Origin of the sequence: Pelagibius sp. CAU 1746 (genome assembly GCF_039839785.1) — a bacterium.
Taxonomy (GTDB): Bacteria; Pseudomonadota; Alphaproteobacteria; order Kiloniellales; family Kiloniellaceae; genus Pelagibius.
Genome location: NZ_JBDOQT010000002.1, coordinates 344,223 through 362,677 on the forward strand (window position 1 = coordinate 344,223; position 18,455 = coordinate 362,677).

18 protein-coding genes are annotated in these 18,455 nt (G+C 67.0%); 9 read left to right on the top strand and 9 right to left on the bottom strand.

The features are described from left to right. Window positions 1-175 precede the first annotated feature (175 nt). Both AAFN88_RS18400 and AAFN88_RS18405 read left to right on the top strand, forming a co-directional pair. Window positions 176-643 carry a PAS domain-containing protein gene (locus tag AAFN88_RS18400; protein ID WP_347522042.1) on the top strand — a complete coding sequence of 156 codons (468 nt, stop codon included), beginning with the start codon at window positions 176-178 and terminating at the stop codon, window positions 641-643. A 112-nt stretch (window positions 644-755) separates the two neighbouring features. Next, window positions 756-1,955, top strand: a complete 1,200-nt coding sequence (locus tag AAFN88_RS18405; protein WP_347522043.1) for a cytochrome c peroxidase — start codon at window positions 756-758, stop codon at window positions 1,953-1,955. Between the two features lie 54 nt (window positions 1,956-2,009). Here the strand turns inward: AAFN88_RS18405 and AAFN88_RS18410 are convergent, their stop codons facing one another. Beyond that, window positions 2,010-3,350 carry a hypothetical protein gene (locus AAFN88_RS18410; RefSeq protein WP_347522044.1) on the bottom strand — a complete coding sequence of 447 codons (1,341 nt, stop codon included), beginning with the start codon at window positions 3,348-3,350 and terminating at the stop codon, window positions 2,010-2,012. A gap of 401 nt (window positions 3,351-3,751) precedes the next feature. Here AAFN88_RS18410 and gcvA point away from each other — a divergent pair, with 401 nt between their 5' ends. After that, a complete protein-coding gene (gene gcvA, locus AAFN88_RS18415; protein WP_347522045.1) occupies window positions 3,752-4,663 on the top strand; it encodes a transcriptional regulator GcvA in 912 nt (303 codons plus the stop codon). On the opposite strand, the gene AAFN88_RS18420 is transcribed toward gcvA, so the two are convergent. From AAFN88_RS18420 to AAFN88_RS18430, 3 genes are all read right to left on the bottom strand, one after another. After that, the gene (locus AAFN88_RS18420; protein WP_347522046.1) at window positions 4,648-5,439 is read right to left on the bottom strand and encodes a crotonase/enoyl-CoA hydratase family protein; all 792 of its coding nucleotides are present in this window, start codon (window positions 5,437-5,439) and stop codon (window positions 4,648-4,650) included. The genes gcvA and AAFN88_RS18420 overlap by 16 nt on opposite strands. A 122-nt stretch (window positions 5,440-5,561) precedes the next feature. Continuing rightward, window positions 5,562-6,047, bottom strand: a complete 486-nt coding sequence (locus AAFN88_RS18425) for a GFA family protein (protein ID WP_347522047.1) — start codon at window positions 6,045-6,047, stop codon at window positions 5,562-5,564. Between the two features lie 91 nt (window positions 6,048-6,138). Next, window positions 6,139-6,645, bottom strand: coding sequence for a hypothetical protein (locus AAFN88_RS18430; protein ID WP_347522049.1), 507 nt, complete (start codon window positions 6,643-6,645; stop codon window positions 6,139-6,141). Between the two features lie 248 nt (window positions 6,646-6,893). Here AAFN88_RS18430 and AAFN88_RS18435 point away from each other — a divergent pair, with 248 nt between their 5' ends. From AAFN88_RS18435 to AAFN88_RS18455, 5 genes are all read left to right on the top strand, one after another. Next, window positions 6,894-7,556 carry a Crp/Fnr family transcriptional regulator gene (locus AAFN88_RS18435; protein WP_347522051.1) on the top strand — a complete coding sequence of 221 codons (663 nt, stop codon included), beginning with the start codon at window positions 6,894-6,896 and terminating at the stop codon, window positions 7,554-7,556. 168 nt (window positions 7,557-7,724) lie between these two features. Further along, window positions 7,725-7,925 (top strand): DUF2892 domain-containing protein, encoded by a 201-nt coding sequence (locus AAFN88_RS18440; RefSeq protein WP_347522052.1) that lies wholly within the window; start codon window positions 7,725-7,727, stop codon window positions 7,923-7,925. Window positions 7,926-7,964: 39 nt separating this feature from the next. Next, on the top strand, window positions 7,965-8,828 hold the full coding sequence (locus AAFN88_RS18445; protein ID WP_347522053.1) for an MBL fold metallo-hydrolase: 864 nt from the start codon (window positions 7,965-7,967) through the stop codon (window positions 8,826-8,828). Window positions 8,829-8,911: 83 nt separating this feature from the next. After that, window positions 8,912-10,594: a bifunctional protein tyrosine phosphatase family protein/NAD(P)/FAD-dependent oxidoreductase gene (locus tag AAFN88_RS18450; protein ID WP_347522054.1), complete on the top strand. Its 1,683-nt coding sequence runs from the start codon at window positions 8,912-8,914 to the stop codon at window positions 10,592-10,594. 34 nt (window positions 10,595-10,628) lie between these two features. Next, window positions 10,629-12,389 (top strand): sulfate permease, encoded by a 1,761-nt coding sequence (locus AAFN88_RS18455; RefSeq protein WP_347522055.1) that lies wholly within the window; start codon window positions 10,629-10,631, stop codon window positions 12,387-12,389. Window positions 12,390-12,404: 15 nt separating this feature from the next. On the opposite strand, the gene AAFN88_RS18460 is transcribed toward AAFN88_RS18455, so the two are convergent. The 3 genes from AAFN88_RS18460 to AAFN88_RS18470 are packed head-to-tail and all read right to left on the bottom strand — an operon-like array spanning window position 12,405 to window position 15,316. After that, complete coding sequence (locus tag AAFN88_RS18460) at window positions 12,405-13,193, bottom strand: ABC transporter ATP-binding protein (protein WP_347522056.1); 789 nt, start codon at window positions 13,191-13,193, stop codon at window positions 12,405-12,407. After that, the gene (locus AAFN88_RS18465; protein ID WP_347522057.1) at window positions 13,190-14,224 is read right to left on the bottom strand and encodes an iron ABC transporter permease; all 1,035 of its coding nucleotides are present in this window, start codon (window positions 14,222-14,224) and stop codon (window positions 13,190-13,192) included. The genes AAFN88_RS18460 and AAFN88_RS18465 overlap by 4 nt, the downstream gene beginning before the upstream one ends. Before the next feature lie 39 nt (window positions 14,225-14,263). Further along, the gene (locus AAFN88_RS18470) at window positions 14,264-15,316 is read right to left on the bottom strand and encodes an ABC transporter substrate-binding protein (RefSeq protein WP_347522058.1); all 1,053 of its coding nucleotides are present in this window, start codon (window positions 15,314-15,316) and stop codon (window positions 14,264-14,266) included. An 88-nt stretch (window positions 15,317-15,404) separates the two neighbouring features. On the opposite strand from AAFN88_RS18470, the gene AAFN88_RS18475 reads away from it, so the two are divergent. Continuing rightward, the gene (locus tag AAFN88_RS18475) at window positions 15,405-16,181 is read left to right on the top strand and encodes a substrate-binding domain-containing protein (RefSeq protein ID WP_347522059.1); all 777 of its coding nucleotides are present in this window, start codon (window positions 15,405-15,407) and stop codon (window positions 16,179-16,181) included. A gap of 3 nt (window positions 16,182-16,184) precedes the next feature. Here AAFN88_RS18475 and AAFN88_RS18480 read toward each other — a convergent pair whose 3' ends face one another. Further along, complete coding sequence (locus AAFN88_RS18480) at window positions 16,185-17,126, bottom strand: alpha/beta fold hydrolase (RefSeq protein ID WP_347522060.1); 942 nt, start codon at window positions 17,124-17,126, stop codon at window positions 16,185-16,187. Between the two features lie 51 nt (window positions 17,127-17,177). After that, a complete protein-coding gene (locus AAFN88_RS18485) occupies window positions 17,178-18,455 on the bottom strand; it encodes a hypothetical protein (RefSeq protein WP_347522061.1) in 1,278 nt (425 codons plus the stop codon).

An 18,455-nucleotide genomic window follows, 5' to 3' on the forward strand; every position in this document is an offset into this window, starting at 1 on the left:
GACAACAACGGCCCGATGACGCAGCCGGCCGGCCCGCCGGATTTTTCAACCCCGCCGCTAGGCAAAGCTTCCCTCTTTGTGCGATAAGGTTTCCAGCAGGGATTTCCGGGGACGGTGCTCAGGCCGTCCGGCGGAGCCGGTCGGCATCGTCTTGGGAGAGGCGGCTTAGGGCGCCATGGTCAGCTTCGAGCTTGTCGAGAGCAAAGCCCAGCCGCCGGAAAGCGCGGCAGAGTTGCTCGCGGTTTGGCACAGGTTCCATGCCGACGGCAAGGGGCCGACCCGGAAGGACTTCACCCCTTTCGTTCTCAAGCCCTGGCTCGGCAACCTCGACGTTTACGAAGTCGAGGAAGCCGGCGCTGACGGTGGCTTGGACTTTCGAATGCGCCTCAACGGCACGGAGGTCGTGGCCCTGACCGGCGAGGACTGGACCGGCAAGACCGCCCGGGATATCGATCGCCACTTCGACCTCACCTTCCATGAGGAACTGCTGTCGGTCTATCGCGGCAAGCAGCCGGTGGCGCAACGCATCCGCATCTTCCAGAAGGACCATCTCACCGCTTATCGCCTGATGCTGCCGGTCTTCTCGGAGACGCGCGACGGCACCGTGGCGCAGATCTTCCTCGCGATCTTCGAAGAGATCTAGCGTCGAGGGCTTTCTCCCGGCTTGACCTCGATCAAGGCGGATGCAATATGAGAATGATACTCATTATTAAATACTTTCCTGCCCCCGCCCTCCCGCTTGGAGGCGGCGGCAGGTGTCCCGAAACGATGGCTTCGAAACGATGACGCAACCGCCTCTCCTGTCGATCCTCGCCGCTTTCTGCGTGCTGACGGCCGCCGGCTTGCCCGCCCCCGGCAGCCACGCCGAAGAACCTCCGCCGTTCGAATCCATCGAAGCCCTCGGCGCGGCGCTGTTCTCCGACCCCAACCTCTCCAGGAACCGCACCCAGACCTGCGCCACCTGCCACGATCCCGGCGTCGCCTTTACCGATCCGCGCGGAACCAAGGCCGGGCTGGCGGTATCCCTGGGCGACGACGGCGTCTCGCTGGGCGACCGCAACACCCCGACCGCGGCCTACGCAGGCTTCGCGCCGCCCTTTCACCTCACCGAGGAGGGCTTTTATGTCGGCGGCCAATTTCTCGACGGCCGCGAGCCCGATCTCGCCGGCCAGGCCGGCGGCCCGCCGCTCAATCCCATCGAAATGGGCATGACCGGGAAGGATCGCGTCGTGCGGCGGTTGCAGGAGAATTCAGGCTATGTGGCCGCCTTCAAGAAGTTCTACGGCGAGGATATATTCTCCAAGCCGGAGCGGGCCTACGAGGCCATGACCGAGAGCATCGCGGCCTTCGAGATGACGCCGCTCTTCGCACCCTTCGATTCCAAATACGACCGCTTCCTGCGCGGCGAAACGGCGCTGAGCGACCAGGAGGAACTGGGCCGGCTGCTGTTCTTCTCCCAGCAGTTCACCAACTGCAACCTCTGCCACCAGCTCCGCCGCTCGCCGGTCGCGGCGGACGAGACCTTTTCAAACTATCGGTACCACAACATCGGGATTCCGGAGAACGCAGCGGTCCGCGAGCTGAACGGCAGCGCGCCGGACTTCGTCGATCGCGGCCTGCTGGACAACCCCGCCGTCGACAACCCCGCCCAGGGCGGCAAGTTCAAAGTGCCGACCCTGCGCAACGTCGCGGTGACGCCCCCCTATATGCACAACGGCGTCTTCCGGGAGCTGCGCACCGCTGTACTGTTCTACAACAAGTACAACAGCAAGAGCGCCGAGCGGCAGGTCAATCCGGAAACCGGCAAACCCTGGCGCGCCCCGGAAGTGCCGGAGAATCTCGCCCTGGAAGAACTGACCCATGGCCCGGCGCTCGACGACAGGCGCATCGATGCCATCGTCGCCTTTCTGAAGACCTTGACGGACAAGCGCTACGAACACCTGCTGGAAGAGTGAGCCAGACCTTCCGGGCCGGAAGGCGGCATTCCGGCCCGGATCGCGGCGCGCGACTCAGGCGTCTTCTTCCTCCTCGCCGACGGGGCAGCAACGGTATTCCTGCGACTTTTCCAGAAGGTCGATCCGCTTTGCCAGCAGTTTGTTCTCCAGCTCCTTGCGCTCCAGCTCCAGCTTGATTTCCTGTTCGCGCGCCGGCTCGCAGACCGTGCACTCGTCCAGGCATCCCTTGACCAGGATTGCGGGGGTCGGCAAGCAGGACTGAAGCTCGAAGGACAGTTCGGCCGCCAGCTTTGGATTGACCTTGCCGTTTTCCTTGTCGAGAAGCCCGGCGGCCACCAGCTCCTTGTCGACCGCCTGCAAGGCCCGTTGCCGGGCCGCATCGGAGATCGGCTGCGCGTTGACGAAGCGCTGCGCGGCCTGCGTCCGGCTGGCGAACTGCACGCCCTGCACCGAACCCGCGATGTCGCCCCCGCCGGAGGAGACGGCGCCGGCACGGTCGGCGACGAAGCTGGCGCGGGCGACGGACTCCACGTTGACCCGGTTGCCGGCCGTCGCCAGCACGCCCTGCGGGATCACCGAAACCTCGCCCGCAAAACGCGGCGGCAAGGTCGCCACCTTGCTGTCGCCCGCCGGGTCGATGATGCGGCGCGTGATCGACAGGATCTTGAAGCGGACGATCTGCGTCTTGTTGATCTGATAGGCGAAGTAGGTAACGGCATGGCAGCGGTTGGGGTTGGAGATGCTCCGCGTCGCGGCCTCGAAGGTGCTCTCCGATTCACCCTCGGCGTGGTTGCGGGTCTGCACTTCGCCGACGGCGACGGAACTGGCCGCCCGCGTCGCCTCGACCGAACGTTCGTGCGACGATTCCGCGTGGCTTTTCAGCTCCCGCAGGAAGTCGAATGTCGAGCTGGCGTTGTAGCTTCCGCTCACGCTCACCGATGCGCCGGAGAAGAAGGTTTCGATGGCGCCCGAGGTGCTCCCGTCGGTCTTGAAGGAGCCGGAACTGGAGCGGTCGGCCTCGACATCGTCACGGACCGAGAGGTCGGACATGAAGCGATCCACCGAGCTCATGTAGTAGGACTCTTCCGAGGTCTGCTCGTGCCGGTAACTGACTTGAGACTCGCTGTCGAAAGTGAAGCGGTTCTTGCGGCTGGAGCTGTACAGCCGCACCGTCTCGCCGGGCAGCAGCGTGGTGGAGTAGACGAGATCGCCGAGGGACAGCGGCCCCGGACAACGTTCGAAGAGCACGCTGATCTTGATCTCGACGGGAATGTCGCCGACGCGGTTGACCAGCCGGTAGTCAAAGGTCAAGCGGTTGCAGCACGGCTTCTCGGTCAGCTCGGGGCAGCAGGCAACGGCACTGGCCTTGATCGCCTTCTCCTGGATAACAGCCATGATCGAATTCCTCCGTTCCGCCCTCCGACCCGGGCGCCCGCGAAACCGCGGCACGAGACAAGTTCGGAGAGCCCGTGGTCGCTCGGGCGGGCCCCGGGCAGCCGGAGAGCGCGGCGCGGAAACTCGCAATCCACAGCGGACGGACCGCCTCCACCGGCCGCGAACCTTTCCGGGTTCGCCGCCCGCTGCCGGCACCCACTGCACGGCAGCGGCTTGGCGTATCACGCGTCCGGAAGCATCACTGTGACATTGCACACGGCCATCCCTCTGCGCCGCCGGCTACTTCTTTCGAGATACACGGCCTCTTGGCATAGGCGAAGCGGCCGGCGTGGACCTGCGATCGCAGGTGGCAACGACACTCCACTCTTGACCCAAGCAGCACTTCGCTCTAGAGGGCAAAGATGTCCTACCGCCTGCCGCCCTTACATTCCCTGCGCCTCTTCGAGGCCGCCGGGCGTTGCCTGAGTTTCAAGCAGGCGGCGGAGGAACTGCATCTCACGCCCAGCGCCATCAGCCACGGCATTCGGACACTGGAGGATTGGCTGGGGGTGCAGCTCTTCCTGCGCGGCCGCGGCGCCTTGCGCCTCACGCCCGCCGGAGCCGCCTATCTGCCGCGCGTTCAAGCGGCGCTGGCGCAACTGGCCGAGGCGACAGAGGCCGTTCCTGGGCGGCGTCCCAGCGGACGGCTGTCTCTCAGTGTCGCGCCCAGCTTCGGCGTGCGCTGGCTGATTCCCAGGCTGGCGGACTTCGACAGCCAGCATCCGGACATCGAGGTGGCGCTCGACAGCCTGCAACGCCAGATCGACTTCCCGCGCGACGGCGTCGACCTGGCGATCCGCATGGGGCGCGACGACTGGCCCGGCCTCGCGGCGGTCAAGCTGGTCACCGAGCAACTGGTGCCCGTGGCCGCGCCGCACTTGGCCGCAGGGCTCGAAAGCCCGGCCGATCTGGCCGGCCGTGCGCTGCTGCGGGTGACCAGCGTCACCGAGGATTGGGCGGCCTGGGCGGCGAAGGCTGGTGTCGAGGGCCTGGATCTCGACCGCGGCCTGCGCTTCGACAGCATCGACATGGCCCTGGAAGCGGCGGCCGAGGGACTGGGCATCGCCCTGGGGCGCCAGCCGCTGATCGACAACGACCTGGCCGAGGGCCGTCTGGTCACGGTCCTGGGCCCGCCACAGCCGGCCGACACCTCCTATTGGCTGCTGGCCGGCCCCGACTCCCTCGCCCGTCCCGAGGTGCTGGCCTTCCGCGACTGGATCTGCAGCGCGCTGGGCGCCGACCCGGCCCCCGCCTTCGTTCAGCGGCCCGCGTAGACGGCCTCTCGGCGGTCGATCCAGGCATATAACCCCTCCCGCAGATCCTCGCTGGGCACCATGCGGGCGAACTGCTCGCCCTCCATCTGCAGGCCCTCCCCGATGGACATGTTGAGACCGCGCGTCACCGCGTTGATGATACTCGTCACGGCCAAGGGCGAGTGCCGCAGGATACGCTCGGCCAAGCGGCGCGCCGCCGGGAGCAGTTCCGCCGGCGGCACCACCTGATTGACGAGGCCCAGTTCCAGGGCCCGCTGCGGTGAGAAGCTGTCGCCGGTCAGGAGCAGTTCGAGGGCCCGCTTGCGCCCGGCCAGCCGCGGCAGACGCTGCGTCCCGCCGAAGGTCGGCGGCATTCCCAGCTTGATCTCCGGCTTGGCGAAGACCGCGGCCTCGCTCGCCACGGCCAAGTGCACCGCCTCGGTGATCTCGCAGCCGCCGCCGTAGGCGAGGCCGTTGACCGCGGCGATCACCGGCTTACTGAACGCCTCCAGGCGCGCCGTCATCGATTGACCCCTGCGCACGAAGTCGCGCAGCGCCGGAGCGACGCCCTGCTGCACGCTGGCGGAAAACTCGTGGATGTCGCCGCCGGCGGAGAAGGCGCGCTCGCCGGCGCCGGTCAGGATCACGGCGCCCACGTCCGGCTCGCTCTCCAAGCGGTCCAGGCAGGCGAGCAACTCGTCCGCCATGGCATAATTGATGGCGTTCAGCCGCTCCGGACGATTGAGGGTCAGGGTGGCAATTCTCCCGGCGGTTTCGCAGAGAACGAAATTTGGCATGTGCGGCGCTCCGGCATGATTGGGCGGTAGGTCTTGGCCGCTTCACTCTCCGCGCACCGCCCCTCTCTGCGCAAACGAGTAATCTGCGCGCCGGGGTGAAGGAGATTCACCCGCTCCGCCGTTCAACCGTCCAGCACGGCCTTGCGCCGCGCCAGGCTCTCGGGCGGCCAGCAAGCCTCCCGGTCGTAGTAGTCCGGAAAGGCGAGCGCGCTTTGGGGCAGTTGGAACCAGGGCTGCTTCGAGGCGGTATAGATGTGGATGTCCGGCGGCAGGCGGTCCGGATCGTCCAGGGTCCCAACCCGCAGGAAGCGGATCTTGTCGCCGGCGCCTGCGTAGTTGCTCCACAGCGCCACGCTGCACGACGGACAGCGGGCGATCTCCTGGCCCTTACCGCTTTCGCTGGGCGTGAGCGCCACCTGCGGCGTACCATGCAGCAGTTCCACCCGCCCGGCCTCGACCATGGCATTCAGAACGAAGGCCGAGCCGGTTTCCCGCTGGCACCAGCGGCAGTGGCAGCAATGTACGTACAGCGGCGCGGTCGTCAGGCGATAGCGCACCTCGCCGCAAGCGCAGCCGCCCTCCAGGGGATAGCCTTCGGACCCGGTCATTCCGTTCCTCCGCGATTGGCTCAAGCGCCCCAGGATGGCTCCGGCGCCGTCACAAGGCAACCACCGGCGGCTGGCCCGCGAAGGAGGAACCTCAGTTCGGCACCTGCAGGGGAACCAATACCCGCCGGGTGTTGGCTCCGGAGGTCACCTGCAGCGCCTGGATGTAGGTGCCGGCATCCCAATTGCCGGAGACCGGGCGCAGGGCAAAACGATAGACACCGTCGGGAAACTCGGCGAAGCAGGCCGGACAGACGGCAGTCTGCACGAAGACCAGGCTGATGCCCCCCGGGTTCTGAAGTGCCGTAAAGGAGAAATCCCCCTCGGCCAATCCCGTGATCGGCAACCCGTTGGCGGTCCGCACCTGGACGAAAACGACGACGATGGAATCATTGCCGACCGCCGCCGCCCCGCTGGAGCCGGTGCCGCCGCAGAGGACGTGCCCCGCGATGTCGCAAGCATCGACGTCGATCACCACGTCGAGATTCTGGTTGGGCACGATGATGGTCCCCTCGCCGCTCTGGGCATTGGCGATGCTGGTCACCGCCAAGGCGGTGATGAAGAAGAGAAGACTGAAATAGACGACACGAAGGCGTTGCATTGGACTCTCCCATATTGACTGCACCCTGGACCAAGCCTGCCCACGGCCGGCGCCGAGCCCTATGCGGAATCCCACATATCCGGGGCGTCCCTCTTATGCTCCGGACGGACACCTCCTTTGCGCCACCGGTGGACGGCGCCGCCCGCCCTGAGATAAGGTCGGGCGGATGAACCGCTCGCTTCCCGGCCCGGCGCGCGGAATCAGGCCCGCCCCCTTTCCCCGATACCTTGCCCAGGAGTAGTTCTGCGATGTCGCCCGAATGGATCACCCGCTTTCCCGAGTTGGGCAAGCTGACGGCGTCCGAGCAGAAGCTGATTGCCGAGCGCGCGCAGGCCATCTCCCTGCCCGCCCAGACCACGGTCTTCGCCCCCGGTCTGCCGGCCGAGAACTTCCTGCTGGTTCTGGACGGCACCGTCCGGGTGCAGCAGGTCTCCTCCGGCGGGCGCGAGATCGTGCTCTACCGGGTCACCGGCGGGGAGAGCTGTATCATGACCACCGCCTGCCTGCTGTCGCAGGACACCTATAACGCCGAGGGCATCACCGAGACCCCGGTGCAGGCCGTGGCCGTGCCCAAGGCCGCCTTCGACGAACTGATGGCCCGCTCCGCCGAGTTCCGGCGCTTCGTCTTCTCCGACTATTCCAGCCGGATCACCGATCTGCTGCACGTGGTCGAGGAGGTCGCCTTCGAGCGCATCGACAAGCGCCTGGCCCAGAAGCTGCTGGACCGTGCCGACGAGAGCGGGCAGTTGAACGCCACTCACCAGGACTTGGCGGTGGAACTGGGCACGGCCCGCGAGGTCGTCAGCCGCCACCTGAAGGAGTTTCAGCGCCGCGGCTGGCTGGAACTGACCCGCGGCCAGATCGCCCTGGCCGAGCGCGCCGCCCTGGAACGTCTGGCCGGCGGCACCTGAACGACCCCCGAAGGCCCCGAAAACCCGCCGCTTTCAAGCGATTGATCTGGCGCAAGGCCGCTGCGCGCCGTTGCGTGACTAAATCACATATTCGCGGCGGCGGCGTCAATAGTCTGCGGGTCAGGGCATCTGAGTAGCGGCCCTTTCCTGCAGCGAGGAGACCATCCCATGAACCGCAACGTTGGAACTCTCGACCGTATTCTGCGCATCATCGTCGGTGTCGCCCTGATCGCCCTGGTCTTCGTCGGCCCGAAGACCGCCTGGGGCTGGATCGGCGTGATCCCTCTGGTCACGGCGTTCATTGGGTTCTGCCCGGCCTACCGCCTGCTGGGCATCTGCACCAACGCCGGCAAGAGCAAACAAGCCTAAGCCAACAGGCCCCGGCTGAAAGAGTTAGAAAGGAGCGCCATGAACCCCGAAGTGAAGACCTTCTTCGACGAAGCCACCTTTACCGCGACCCATGTGGTCTGGGACCCCGAGACCAAGGCCGCCGCCATCATCGATTCCGTCAAGGACTACGACCCGAAATCGGGCCGGACCCGCACGGACTCCGCCGACGCGGTGATCGATTTCGCGAAGAGCCAGGGTCTGGCCGTGGAATGGATTCTGGAGACCCACGTCCACGCCGACCATCTGACCGCGGCGCCCTACCTGAAGGACAAGCTGGGCGGCAAGACCGGCATCGGCGCGCGCATCGATTCGGTACAGGGCGTCTTCAAGAAGGTCTTCAACGTCGAGGCCGACTTCGCCACCGACGGGCGGCAGTTCGACAAGCTGTTTGAGGACGGCGAGACCTTCGGGATCGGCGGGCTGGAAGCGAAGGTGATGCATACGCCCGGCCATACGCCGGCCTGTTCGACCTACGTTATCGGCGATACCGCCTTCGTCGGCGACACCCTTTTCATGCCCGACTTCGGTACGGCGCGCTGCGATTTCCCGGGCGGCGACCCGCGCCAGCTCTACCGCTCCATCCAGAAGATCCTGGCCCTGCCGGCCGAGACCCGCCTCTTCCTTTGCCACGACTACAAGGCGCCGGGCCGAGACGACTATGTCTGGCAGACCACCGTAGCCGAGGAAAAGGCGAAGAACATCCATGTCCACGAAGGCGTCAGCGAGGATGACTTCGTGCAGATGCGCACCGCAAGGGACAAGACCCTGGACATGCCCGTGCTGATCCTGCCGTCGGTCCAGGTCAACATGCGCGCCGGCGACCTGCCGCCGGCCGAGGACAACGGCGTGCGCTATCTGAAGATCCCGCTCGACGCCCTCTAGAGGCCGCTGGCGGAGGCCGAGAGCCGAAGAACAGAACGACATCCAACGCGGATAGCCGCCCGACAGAGTCTCAGGAGGACTCCATGGAATTGAAGAAAGTCGACAAGGCTTTTGCCGTGTCGCCGCAGATTTCGCCGGCCGACGTGGGCGAGCTGGCCCGACAGGGCTACAAGACCATCATCTGCAACCGGCCGGACGGCGAGGGCAACGACCAGCCGCTGTTCCACGAAATCGAGGAAGCGGCCGCCAAGGCCGGCCTGCAGGTGCTTTACCTGCCGGTGGTCAGCGGCAAGGTGAGCGACGCAGACGCGGAGGCCTTCGCCGAGGCCTTCGAAGCCGCCCCCAAGCCAGTCTTCGCCTACTGCCGCAGCGGCACGCGCTCCATCACCCTATGGGCGTTGAGCCGGGCCGGAAAGATGCCGCTGGCCGACATCCTCGTCGCCGCCAAGAACGCCGGTTACGACATGTCCGGCGTCGTCCGGCGCATCGCCAACCAGGGGAAGACGCCGACGGAGGCCATCGACGGCAAGTACCAGATCGTTGTCGTCGGCGCCGGCTCCGCCGGCATCGCCGTGGCTTCCTCCCTGCTGGCCCGCGCGCCGGACCTGGAAATCGCCGTCATCGACCCCGCCGACATCCACTACTACCAGCCGGGCTGGACCCTGGTGGGCGGCGGCGTCTTCCAGGCCGACGAGACGGTGCGCACCCTCTCCTCGGTGCTGCCCAAGGAAGTGCACTGGATCAAGGCCGCCGTCGCCGCCTTCGAGCCGGAGCGCAACGTGGTGCTGCTGGAGGGCTGCCGCGCCATCCAGTACGACCGCCTGATCGTCTGCCCGGGCCTGAAGCTGGACTGGCACAAGGTCGACGGTCTGGTCGACACCCTGGGCAAGAACGGCGTCACCTCGAACTACCGCTTCGACTTGGCGCCCTATACCTGGGAGCTGGTGAAGAACCTCAAAGCCGGCACGGCCCTCTTCACCCAGCCGCCGATGCCCATCAAGTGCGCCGGCGCGCCGCAGAAGGCTCTCTACCTCTCGGCCGACCACTGGTTCCGCAGCGGCGTGCTCGACCACATCGACATCGCCTTCTACAACGCCGGCGGCGTGCTGTTCGGCGTCAAGGACTACGTCCCCGCGCTGATGGAATACATCGAGAAGTACGAGGCCGAACTGAAGTTCAACCACAACCTCGTGGCGGTGGACGGCCCGGCCAAGATCGCCTGGTTCGACCAGACCGACGCCGACGGAAACGTCACCCGCGTCGAACGCCGTTTCGACATGATGCATGTCTGCCCGCCGCAGTGCGCGCCGGACTTCATCCGCGTCAGCCCGCTGGCCGACCAGGCCGGCTGGGTCGATGTCGACCAGAACACCCTGCGCCATAAGACCTATGACAACGTCTGGAGCCTGGGGGACGTGATGAACGCGCCCAACGCCAAGACCGCCGCGGCGGCGCGCAAGCAGGCGCCGGTTGTGGCCCAGAACCTTCTCAACGACATGGGCCGCAACGTGCCGGTCGGCCACTACGACGGCTACGGCTCCTGCCCGCTGACGGTGGAGCGCGGCAAGATCGTGCTGGCCGAATTCGGCTACGGCGGCAAGCTGCTGCCCAGCTTCCCGACCTGGCTGCTGAACGGCAAGCAGCCGAGCCGCCTGGCTTGGTTGCTGAAGGAGAAGATCCTGCCGCCGGTTTATTGGAAGGCCATGCTGCGCGGCAAGGAGTGGCTCGCCAAGCCGGAAGCCGTGAAGCCCGAAGTCGTCAATTGAGGCAAGCCGAGCCCGGCACGACAGGATCGTGGACATGATCGAACGCTTATTGCCGGGCATCGCGTGGTTGCGGCACTACGACCGCGGCGCCCTGCAGGGGGATGCCCTGGCGGCGCTGATCGTCACCATCATGCTGATCCCGCAGAGCTTGGCGTACGCCCTGCTCGCGGGACTGCCGCCGGAAGTCGGGCTCTACGCCTCCATGCTGCCGCTGGTCGGCTATGCCCTCTTCGGCACATCCTCGGCCCTGGCGGTGGGGCCGGTCGCCGTGGTCTCGCTGATGACCGCCGCGGCGGTGGGCAACTACGCCAGCGTCGGCACGCCGGAATACCTGGGCGCGGCCATCGCGCTGGCGCTGCTCTCCGGCCTTATCCTGGTGCTGATGGGCCTGCTGCGCCTCGGCTTTCTCGCCAGCTTCCTCAGCCACCCGGTGATCTCCGGCTTCATCACCGCTTCGGGTATCCTGATCGCCACCAGCCAGTTGAAACACATCCTGGGCGTCGACGCCGGCGGCCACACCTTGCTGGAGCTGGTCAATTCCCTCGCCGAGCATATCGACGCCGTCAATCTACCCACCCTCGCGATCGGGGCCGGCGCCACCCTCTTCCTGTTCTGGGTGCGCAAATCGTTGAAGCCCTTGCTGATCAGGCTGGGGCTCGGCCCGCGGCTGGCCGACAGCCTGGCCAAGGCCGGGCCGGTGGCGGCGGTCATCGTCACCATCCTGCTGGTCGATTTCCTTTCCCTCGACGAGGCGGGGGTCAGAGTGGTGGGCGAAATCCCGCAGGGCCTGCCACCCGTCACCCTGCCGCCTTTCGACCTGGCGCTGTGGCGCGACCTGCTGCCCTCGGCGGTGCTGATCTCGGTGATCGGCTTCGTCGAGTCCGTCTCGGTGGCGCAGACCCTGGCCGCCAAGCGCCGCGAGCGTATCGACGCCAACCGCGAACTGGTCGGCCTCGGCGCCGCCAACCTGATGGCCAGCATCAGCGGCGGCTTTCCGGTAACCGGCGGCTTCTCCCGCTCGGTGGTGAACTTCGACGCTGGCGCGCGCACGCCCATCGCCGGCGTCATGACGGCGCTGGGCATCGGTCTCACCGCCCTGCTGCTCACTCCCTTGTTCCGGGAGCTGCCGAAAGCGACCCTGGCCGCCACCATCGTGGTCGCCGTGCTCTCGCTGGTCGACCTCGGCGCGCTGAAACGAACCTGGAACTACTCCAAGACCGATTTCGCGGCCATGGCGGCGACCATTGCACTGGTACTGGCCGTCGGCGTGGAGGCCGGCGTGGTCGCAGGAGTGGTGCTTTCGGTGGCGCTTTTCCTGGTGCGCTCCAGCCGCCCCCATATGGCGGTGGTCGGCCAGGTGCCGGGCACCCAGCACTTCCGCAACGTGAAGCGCCACCAGGTGGCGGTCAGCCCGGTGGTTCTCAGCGTGCGCGTCGACGAGAGCCTCTACTTCGCCAACGCCCGCTGGCTGGAGGACAAACTCTACGACATGGCGGTGGCCGACCGCGCCCTGAAGCACGTGGTGCTGATCTGCTCGGCGGTGAACGACGTCGACGCCAGCGCACTGGAAAGCCTGGAGGCGCTGAACGAGCGCCTGAAGGATGCCGGGGTCAGCTTCCACCTCTCCGAGGTCAAGGGCCCGGTGATGGACAAGCTTAAGCGTTCCCATTTCCTCGACGACATGACCGGCAAGGTCTTCCTCAGCCAGTACGACGCCCTAGCCGAGCTGGATCCCGCGGCCACGAGAGAAGCCCTCCACGCCAGCCGCCCGCCGCGCTCCGCCGCGACGGTCTAGGCGCGTCAGGGCCTGCTACCCCAGGCGCGGCGCACAGGCGATGGCGGCACCGTCACGCAGCAGGGCGACGGGGGCATTGTAAGCCGCGGCAAGATTTGCCTCGGTCACCACCGTGTCGACGGGCCCGGCCACAGACCCTTCCGGCTTGCCCAACAGCAACGCCTCGCCCCCGAGCATGAGAGCATGCTCGGGGAAGTGCGACGTCATGAGGATTCCCTGCCCCTCCTCCATCAACTCCCGCAGCAGCGCCAGCACCCGTCCCTGATTGGCGAGGTCCAGGTGCGAGGTCGGCTCGTCGAGCACCATCACCGGCGCCTCCTGAACCAGCGCGCGGGCAATCAGCACCAGTTGGCGCTCGCCGCCGCTCAGCTCGCCGAATGGCCGTTGTGCCAGTCGGGCAACGCCGACACGCTGCATGGCGGCCTGGGCCGCCATGTGATCGTGCCGTCCCGGCTGGCCGAACAGCCCGATATGTGCCGCCCGCCCCAGCAGTACGATGCTCTGGACCGTGTAGGAGAAAGTGCTTTCGTGCATCTGATGGACCACCGCCAGGCGGCGCGCGACCTGCCGCGGCCGCAGGACGCCGAGGTCGGCGCCGCCGCAGACGATCCGCCCGGCGGACGGCCGCCGCGCCCCGACGAGGCAGTTCAGCAAGGTGGTCTTGCCGACACCGTTCGGGCCCAGGATCGAAATCGCCTGACCCGGGCCGAGGTCGAGACCGACATCCCTGAACAGCACCGGATGCTTGCGACTGTAGCGGAACGAAAGTCCTTCGGCCGCCAGCAGGGGTGCGGCCGCGGTCATGTCCACTCGCGGGTGCCGCGGCGCAGCAGGACGGCAAAGAGCGGCGCCCCAACCAGGGCGGTGACGATGCCGAGGGGAATCTCCGCCTGTCCCAGACTGCGCGCGAGGGTATCGACGACCGTCAGAAGGCAACCGCCCAGCGCGAAGGAGACCGGCATCATGTGCCGATGATCGGCGCCGACCAGCAGGCGCGCCATGTGCGGCGCGACCAGGCCGACCCAGCCGACGACACCGCAGACGGAAACCGCCGAGGCGGCCAGCAGGGTGGCGATGGCGAGCATGATCGAACGCAGACGGACAACATCGACGCCCAGTGCACGCGCCTGCTCTTCGCCCATCGACAGCACATTGAGCCGCCACCGCATGAGCAGCAGGGCGGCCGCTCCCGGCCCCACGCAGACGGCGAGCCCCAGCATGTCGCGGAAGCTGACGCCCGACAACGAACCCATAAGCCAGAACTCGATCACCGGCAGCTTGTCGTCGGGATCGGCCGTGTACTTCAACAACGCAAGAAGCGCGCTGAAGACCGAGCCGACGATCACGCCGCTGAGAATGAGGATCAGAGCCGGGGCCCTGCGGTAGAGGCGCGCCAGCAGCATCGAGGTGACGACGGCCACCAGTCCGAAGCCGAAGGCCGATCCTTGGATCACGAGGGCCGAAGCCGACAGTAGAATCGCCAGAGCGGCGCCGAAGCCGGCACCGGAAGACACCCCGAGGATGAAGGGAGAGACCAGCGGGTTGCGGAAGATTCCCTGATAGCAGGCCCCGCTGAGCGCCAGGGCACCGCCGGCAAGCAGCGCCGCCAGCACCCTCGGCAGGCGGATCTGCAGGATGACCGCCTCCGTGATCGGCTCCCAGTCCGCATCGAGCGGCAGGATGGGACTGAGCGCGATGCGGAAAACATCCCAGGGCGCCACGTCAAAGCGCCCGATCAGCCCCGCGGCCAGGCCGGTTCCCAGAACGGCCAGGGTCAGGACGAACGATCCGGCCCGGCCCCGCCGGCCGGAATCGTTCACGGAAAGACTGCTCATCGCCGGACGGCCCGCTGCCTGGAGGCTATTACCTGCCTCCTACATGCCTTTGTAGCCCTGGCGGTAGAACCGCCGATAGAAGGACTCCGCCTTGGCGGCCATGTCGATGTCCTCGAAGAGGGCCGGATGCAGCTTCTTCGCCATCCAAAGCTCGCCCAGTGCGACGCTCTCGGGCAGCGGATGGCCCCAGGGCTTCACGTACTCGGGAGCGACGAAGACGCGGCCGCTCTTCACCGCGTCGATCACCTGCCATTGGCGGTCCTTGCGGATCTCCTCGGCCACCGACGCATAGCGCGCCTGCACCACGATGACCTGCGGGTTCCATTGCAGCACCTGTTCCATGCTGACCTTGCCGTAGCCGTCGATCTCGCGCGCCACGTTGAGGCCGCCGGCCTGGCGCATGGCCACGCCGGTGTACTTGCCGGAGCCGTAGGTCGCGAGTTCGGGATTGGCCATGTACATCGTCGTGCGCTTCGCATCGGCCATCTGCGCCGTGCGCTGGTTCACCAGTTCGCGTTCGGCCAGGGCGTAGTCGACCAACTCGCCGGCTTCCTTGTCCCTGCCGACGACGGCGCCGATCAGCCGCACGGCGTCGACAAGGCCGTCAGTGTAGGCCTTGGTCTCGTCATCCAGACTGGGGTTCAGCTTCGCCTGCTCGCTCTTCGGTCCGGTGAAGAAGGAGATCTTCACCACCGGAATGCCCAGACGTTCGATCTGCTCGACCACGTCGCTCTTCATATAGTGGGTGACGAAAACGACATCGGGGCGCAGCCCGGCGACGCTCTCCGCATTGACCGTGCGCAGGTCGCCGGGCATCGGCAGATCGCGCAGCACCGGCGCGATCTCGGCGATGGTGCTTGGCAGGTATTTGTCCCAGTCGCGCAGAATACCGACCAGCTTGTCCTGGGCATTGAGCTCGATCAGCACGTCGAGGGTCTGGTGCTGCAAGGTCACCACCCGCTCCACCCGGTCCGGCAAGGTCACGACCCGCCCAGCCTGATCGGTGACCTGCCGCTCCGCGAAGGCCGGCCCGGCGGCAACCAGGCCGGTGAGGCACCCAGCGGCCAGGATCATCGAGAGCCATCTGGTCATTATCCAACTCCTTATGCAATACTATGTTTTATTTCCGTAACTATCGTACAATAAAACATATTATGCAGTCGTTAGAAAGCCTCGGTGTATGACGCAGCGTATGATTCGACGCCCCGCCGCCCGTTTCTTCTGCGCCGGCAGCCTGTCGAAAGCTCTGGGCCAGGCCATCGCCGACCACGCGGCTTGCGGCCCGGCGCCGGAAGGATCGGCCATCGAGTTGGTCAGCGGCCCCGCCGGGCTGCTCTGCGGGCGCATCGAGGCAGGCGACGCCGCTGAGATATTTCTTTCCGCCAGCCCCGAGGCGCCGCACAGGCTGGCGGCCGCGGGCGGCTACGCGCCGCCGCACCTGCTGTGCCACAACCGCCTGGCCGTCGTGGCCCGCCCGGGCCTGACATTGGAGGATGACTCGCTCCTGGACCGCCTTCTGGACCCGGATCTCAGGCTCGTCTGCTCGACCCCCGGCTGCGATCCCGGCGGCGACTATGCGATGGCGCTGTTCGAGGCCTTGGAGCGGCTGCGCCCCGGCGCCACGGCGCTGTTGAAGGCGAAGGCCAGCCACCCCTTCGGCGGCCCCGACAACAGCGCGCCGGTCGACGGCATGAGCCCGGCCGTCGTCGCCCTGCGCCGCGGCATCGCCGACCTGATGGTGGTGTACCGAACCACGGCCCGCGCCGCCTGCGCCGCGGTCCCCGGCGCCACCGCCGTCGTGGTGCCGCCGGACTGGCTGCCGCGGACCGAAGCGACGCTGACCTGGCGCCGCGACGCCGGTACTGTCGCGCTGAGCTTTGTCGATTACCTGAAATCGCCGCGGGCGGCACGGCTGCTGGAAGCGGCAGGCCTGGAGCCCGCCGGCCAGCCGTCCTGACGTTCACTCTCCCTTGTAGAGCGGCTCCGGCCGCGCGAAGAAGCCGCCCAGGACGTCATAGACCAGCATGTAGTTCTTCTGTTGGAAGGAGGCATGGGAGATGCCCGCCATGACGGTGAACTGCTTGTCCGGATTGGGCAGTTTCTCGAAGAACTTCGTCAGATCCTCGAAGCCGGCAATGCCGTCGTACTGGCCGCGCATGACGAGGGTCGCAACGGGGATCTTCTCCGGGTCGACCAGCGGCAGCTTGGAGCACATGTCGATGTAGGTGCCGTTGGGCATGGAATCGTCCAGGGCGCAGATTGCCTTGGCGAAGGCGTCCACCACCTTGTCCTCGGCGCAGCCCGGATGGTCGCGGCTGAAGATCGACTGCACGAAGGCAGTGTCGATGGGCCGGCGCTTCGACTCCAGGAACTGCGGCAGCTTCTTGCGCCGGTCCTCCAACGTCGGGCTGCCCTCCCCGGTCCACACGAAGGCGTCGAGGGCCAGCCGCTTCACCCGCTCGGGGTGGCGCTGGGCGAAGAGCGCGGCGCGCAGGGCGCCGGAGGAGATGCCGTAGACCAGCAGCGGGCCGGCGCCGCGCGTCCTTTCGATGTAGTCGGTGGCGGCGGCCAGGTCGTCGGCGCCGTTGGCGATGTCGCAGGTAATCTCGCGCGTCTTGGTAGAACGGCCGTAGCCCTCCATGTCGACGCACCAGGTGTCGTAGCCCTGCACCGCGAAGTAGTTCATGGCGGAGCTGAAGGGCCGCCCTTCCACGTGGAGGTCGAAAGTCGGTGTGGAAGCCATGGAGGAGCCGTGCACGAAAAGCACGGTGCCCTTCTTGTGCTGCGGCTTGCCCCCTGACTCGGGAACGTACTTCTCCCAGAGGAAGAGATCCACGTCGTCACCCTTCCTGGTCCAGTGTTCTTCGCCGACGACGTCCTTTTCCGCGGCCAGTGCGTTCATTGCCATCCCTTCTTCCTGAATTGCCAGCCGGGTCCTATCGACCCCTGGTCTCTATCGGGCCATTTCCAAGATGTCGAAACCGCGGTTGCGGTCGATGAGATAGACGAGCCCGCGCTCGTCCACGTCGACGTCATTGGACTGCGGGCTGGGCTCCCCGCCGCGCGGCTCCGGGATGAAGTGGGCGGCCTCCCGCGGCGCGAAGGGATCGGAGACGTCGACGACGCGCAGGCCGCCGGCGAACCAGGTGGCGTAGACCAGCGGCTCGTCCAGCTTCTCGCGAAACTGGTGCGCCCCGAAACGGCCCGGCGCCCGCGCCCAGGGCGAGTCCAGCTCGCTGACGTCGAAGGCCGAGAGTGCCTGGATGTTGTCGAAGTCGGTGACGTCGAAGACCCAGAGAAAGGCGTGCAGGCGCCCGGGCACATGATCGTGCTCCTCGTCCACCGCCACGGCGATGCGCCGCCCGGCGGCGGTCCCCGTCACCGGCAGGATGGTGTGCGTCGGCTCCGGGAAGGGCGGGTGGTAGTCGTGGCTGGCCACGGTTCTCGGCCTGGTGATGTCGCTCACGTCGAGCACCCGGAAACCGGCGTGCCAGACCGAGGCCCACATCTCGTCGCCGACACGCAGGGCATGGTGCAGCCGGTTCTTGTAGCCCTGCCAGGTCGGCGTCTCGCCGGCGGCGACATGCTGGCCCGGCATGTGCCAGCGCGACACCTCCCGCGGGTCGGCCGCATCCTTCAGGTCGTAGATCACCAGGATGTTGCCGAGGTAGCCCTCCATCTCGGTGGAGATGTAGGCGTAGTTCGCATCCATGTCGAAGCGGTGGGAGCCGAAGCCGAAGGTGCGCCGGTGCACCAGCTCGCGCGGCTTGGCCTTGTCGGAAATATCCCAGACCTTGAAGCCGCCCTCTTCGTAGCCGCGCGCCTGCGCCGTGTCCAGTTCGGCCACCTGTGCCGGCTCGACGCCGAGCCGCGCGGCGACCTCGGCGTCCTCCGGCGGCCGTCCCAGCTCCGCCGTCAGCACCGCGCGCAGCTCCGCCAGGCGCGAGCCCTTGCGCAGGAAGTGGCGGCGGTTCTGCTCCACGTTGGTGACCATGATGTCGCCGGCCACGCGCACCTTGTGGGTGTGGGAGAAGTCATCAGCCAGCATGATCTGCGCGGTGATCCGCGGGTTCTTCGGGTCGCGCACGTCGACGATGCTGGTGCCGAAGGGCGGCTTCATGTGGCCGACGTAGGCGTAGCCGTCCTGCACCACCACCTGGCCGCCGCCCGGCAGGTCCAGACCGCCGATCCGCTTCAAGTTACGGGCCAAGCTGCTGTCCGCCGCCGCCAT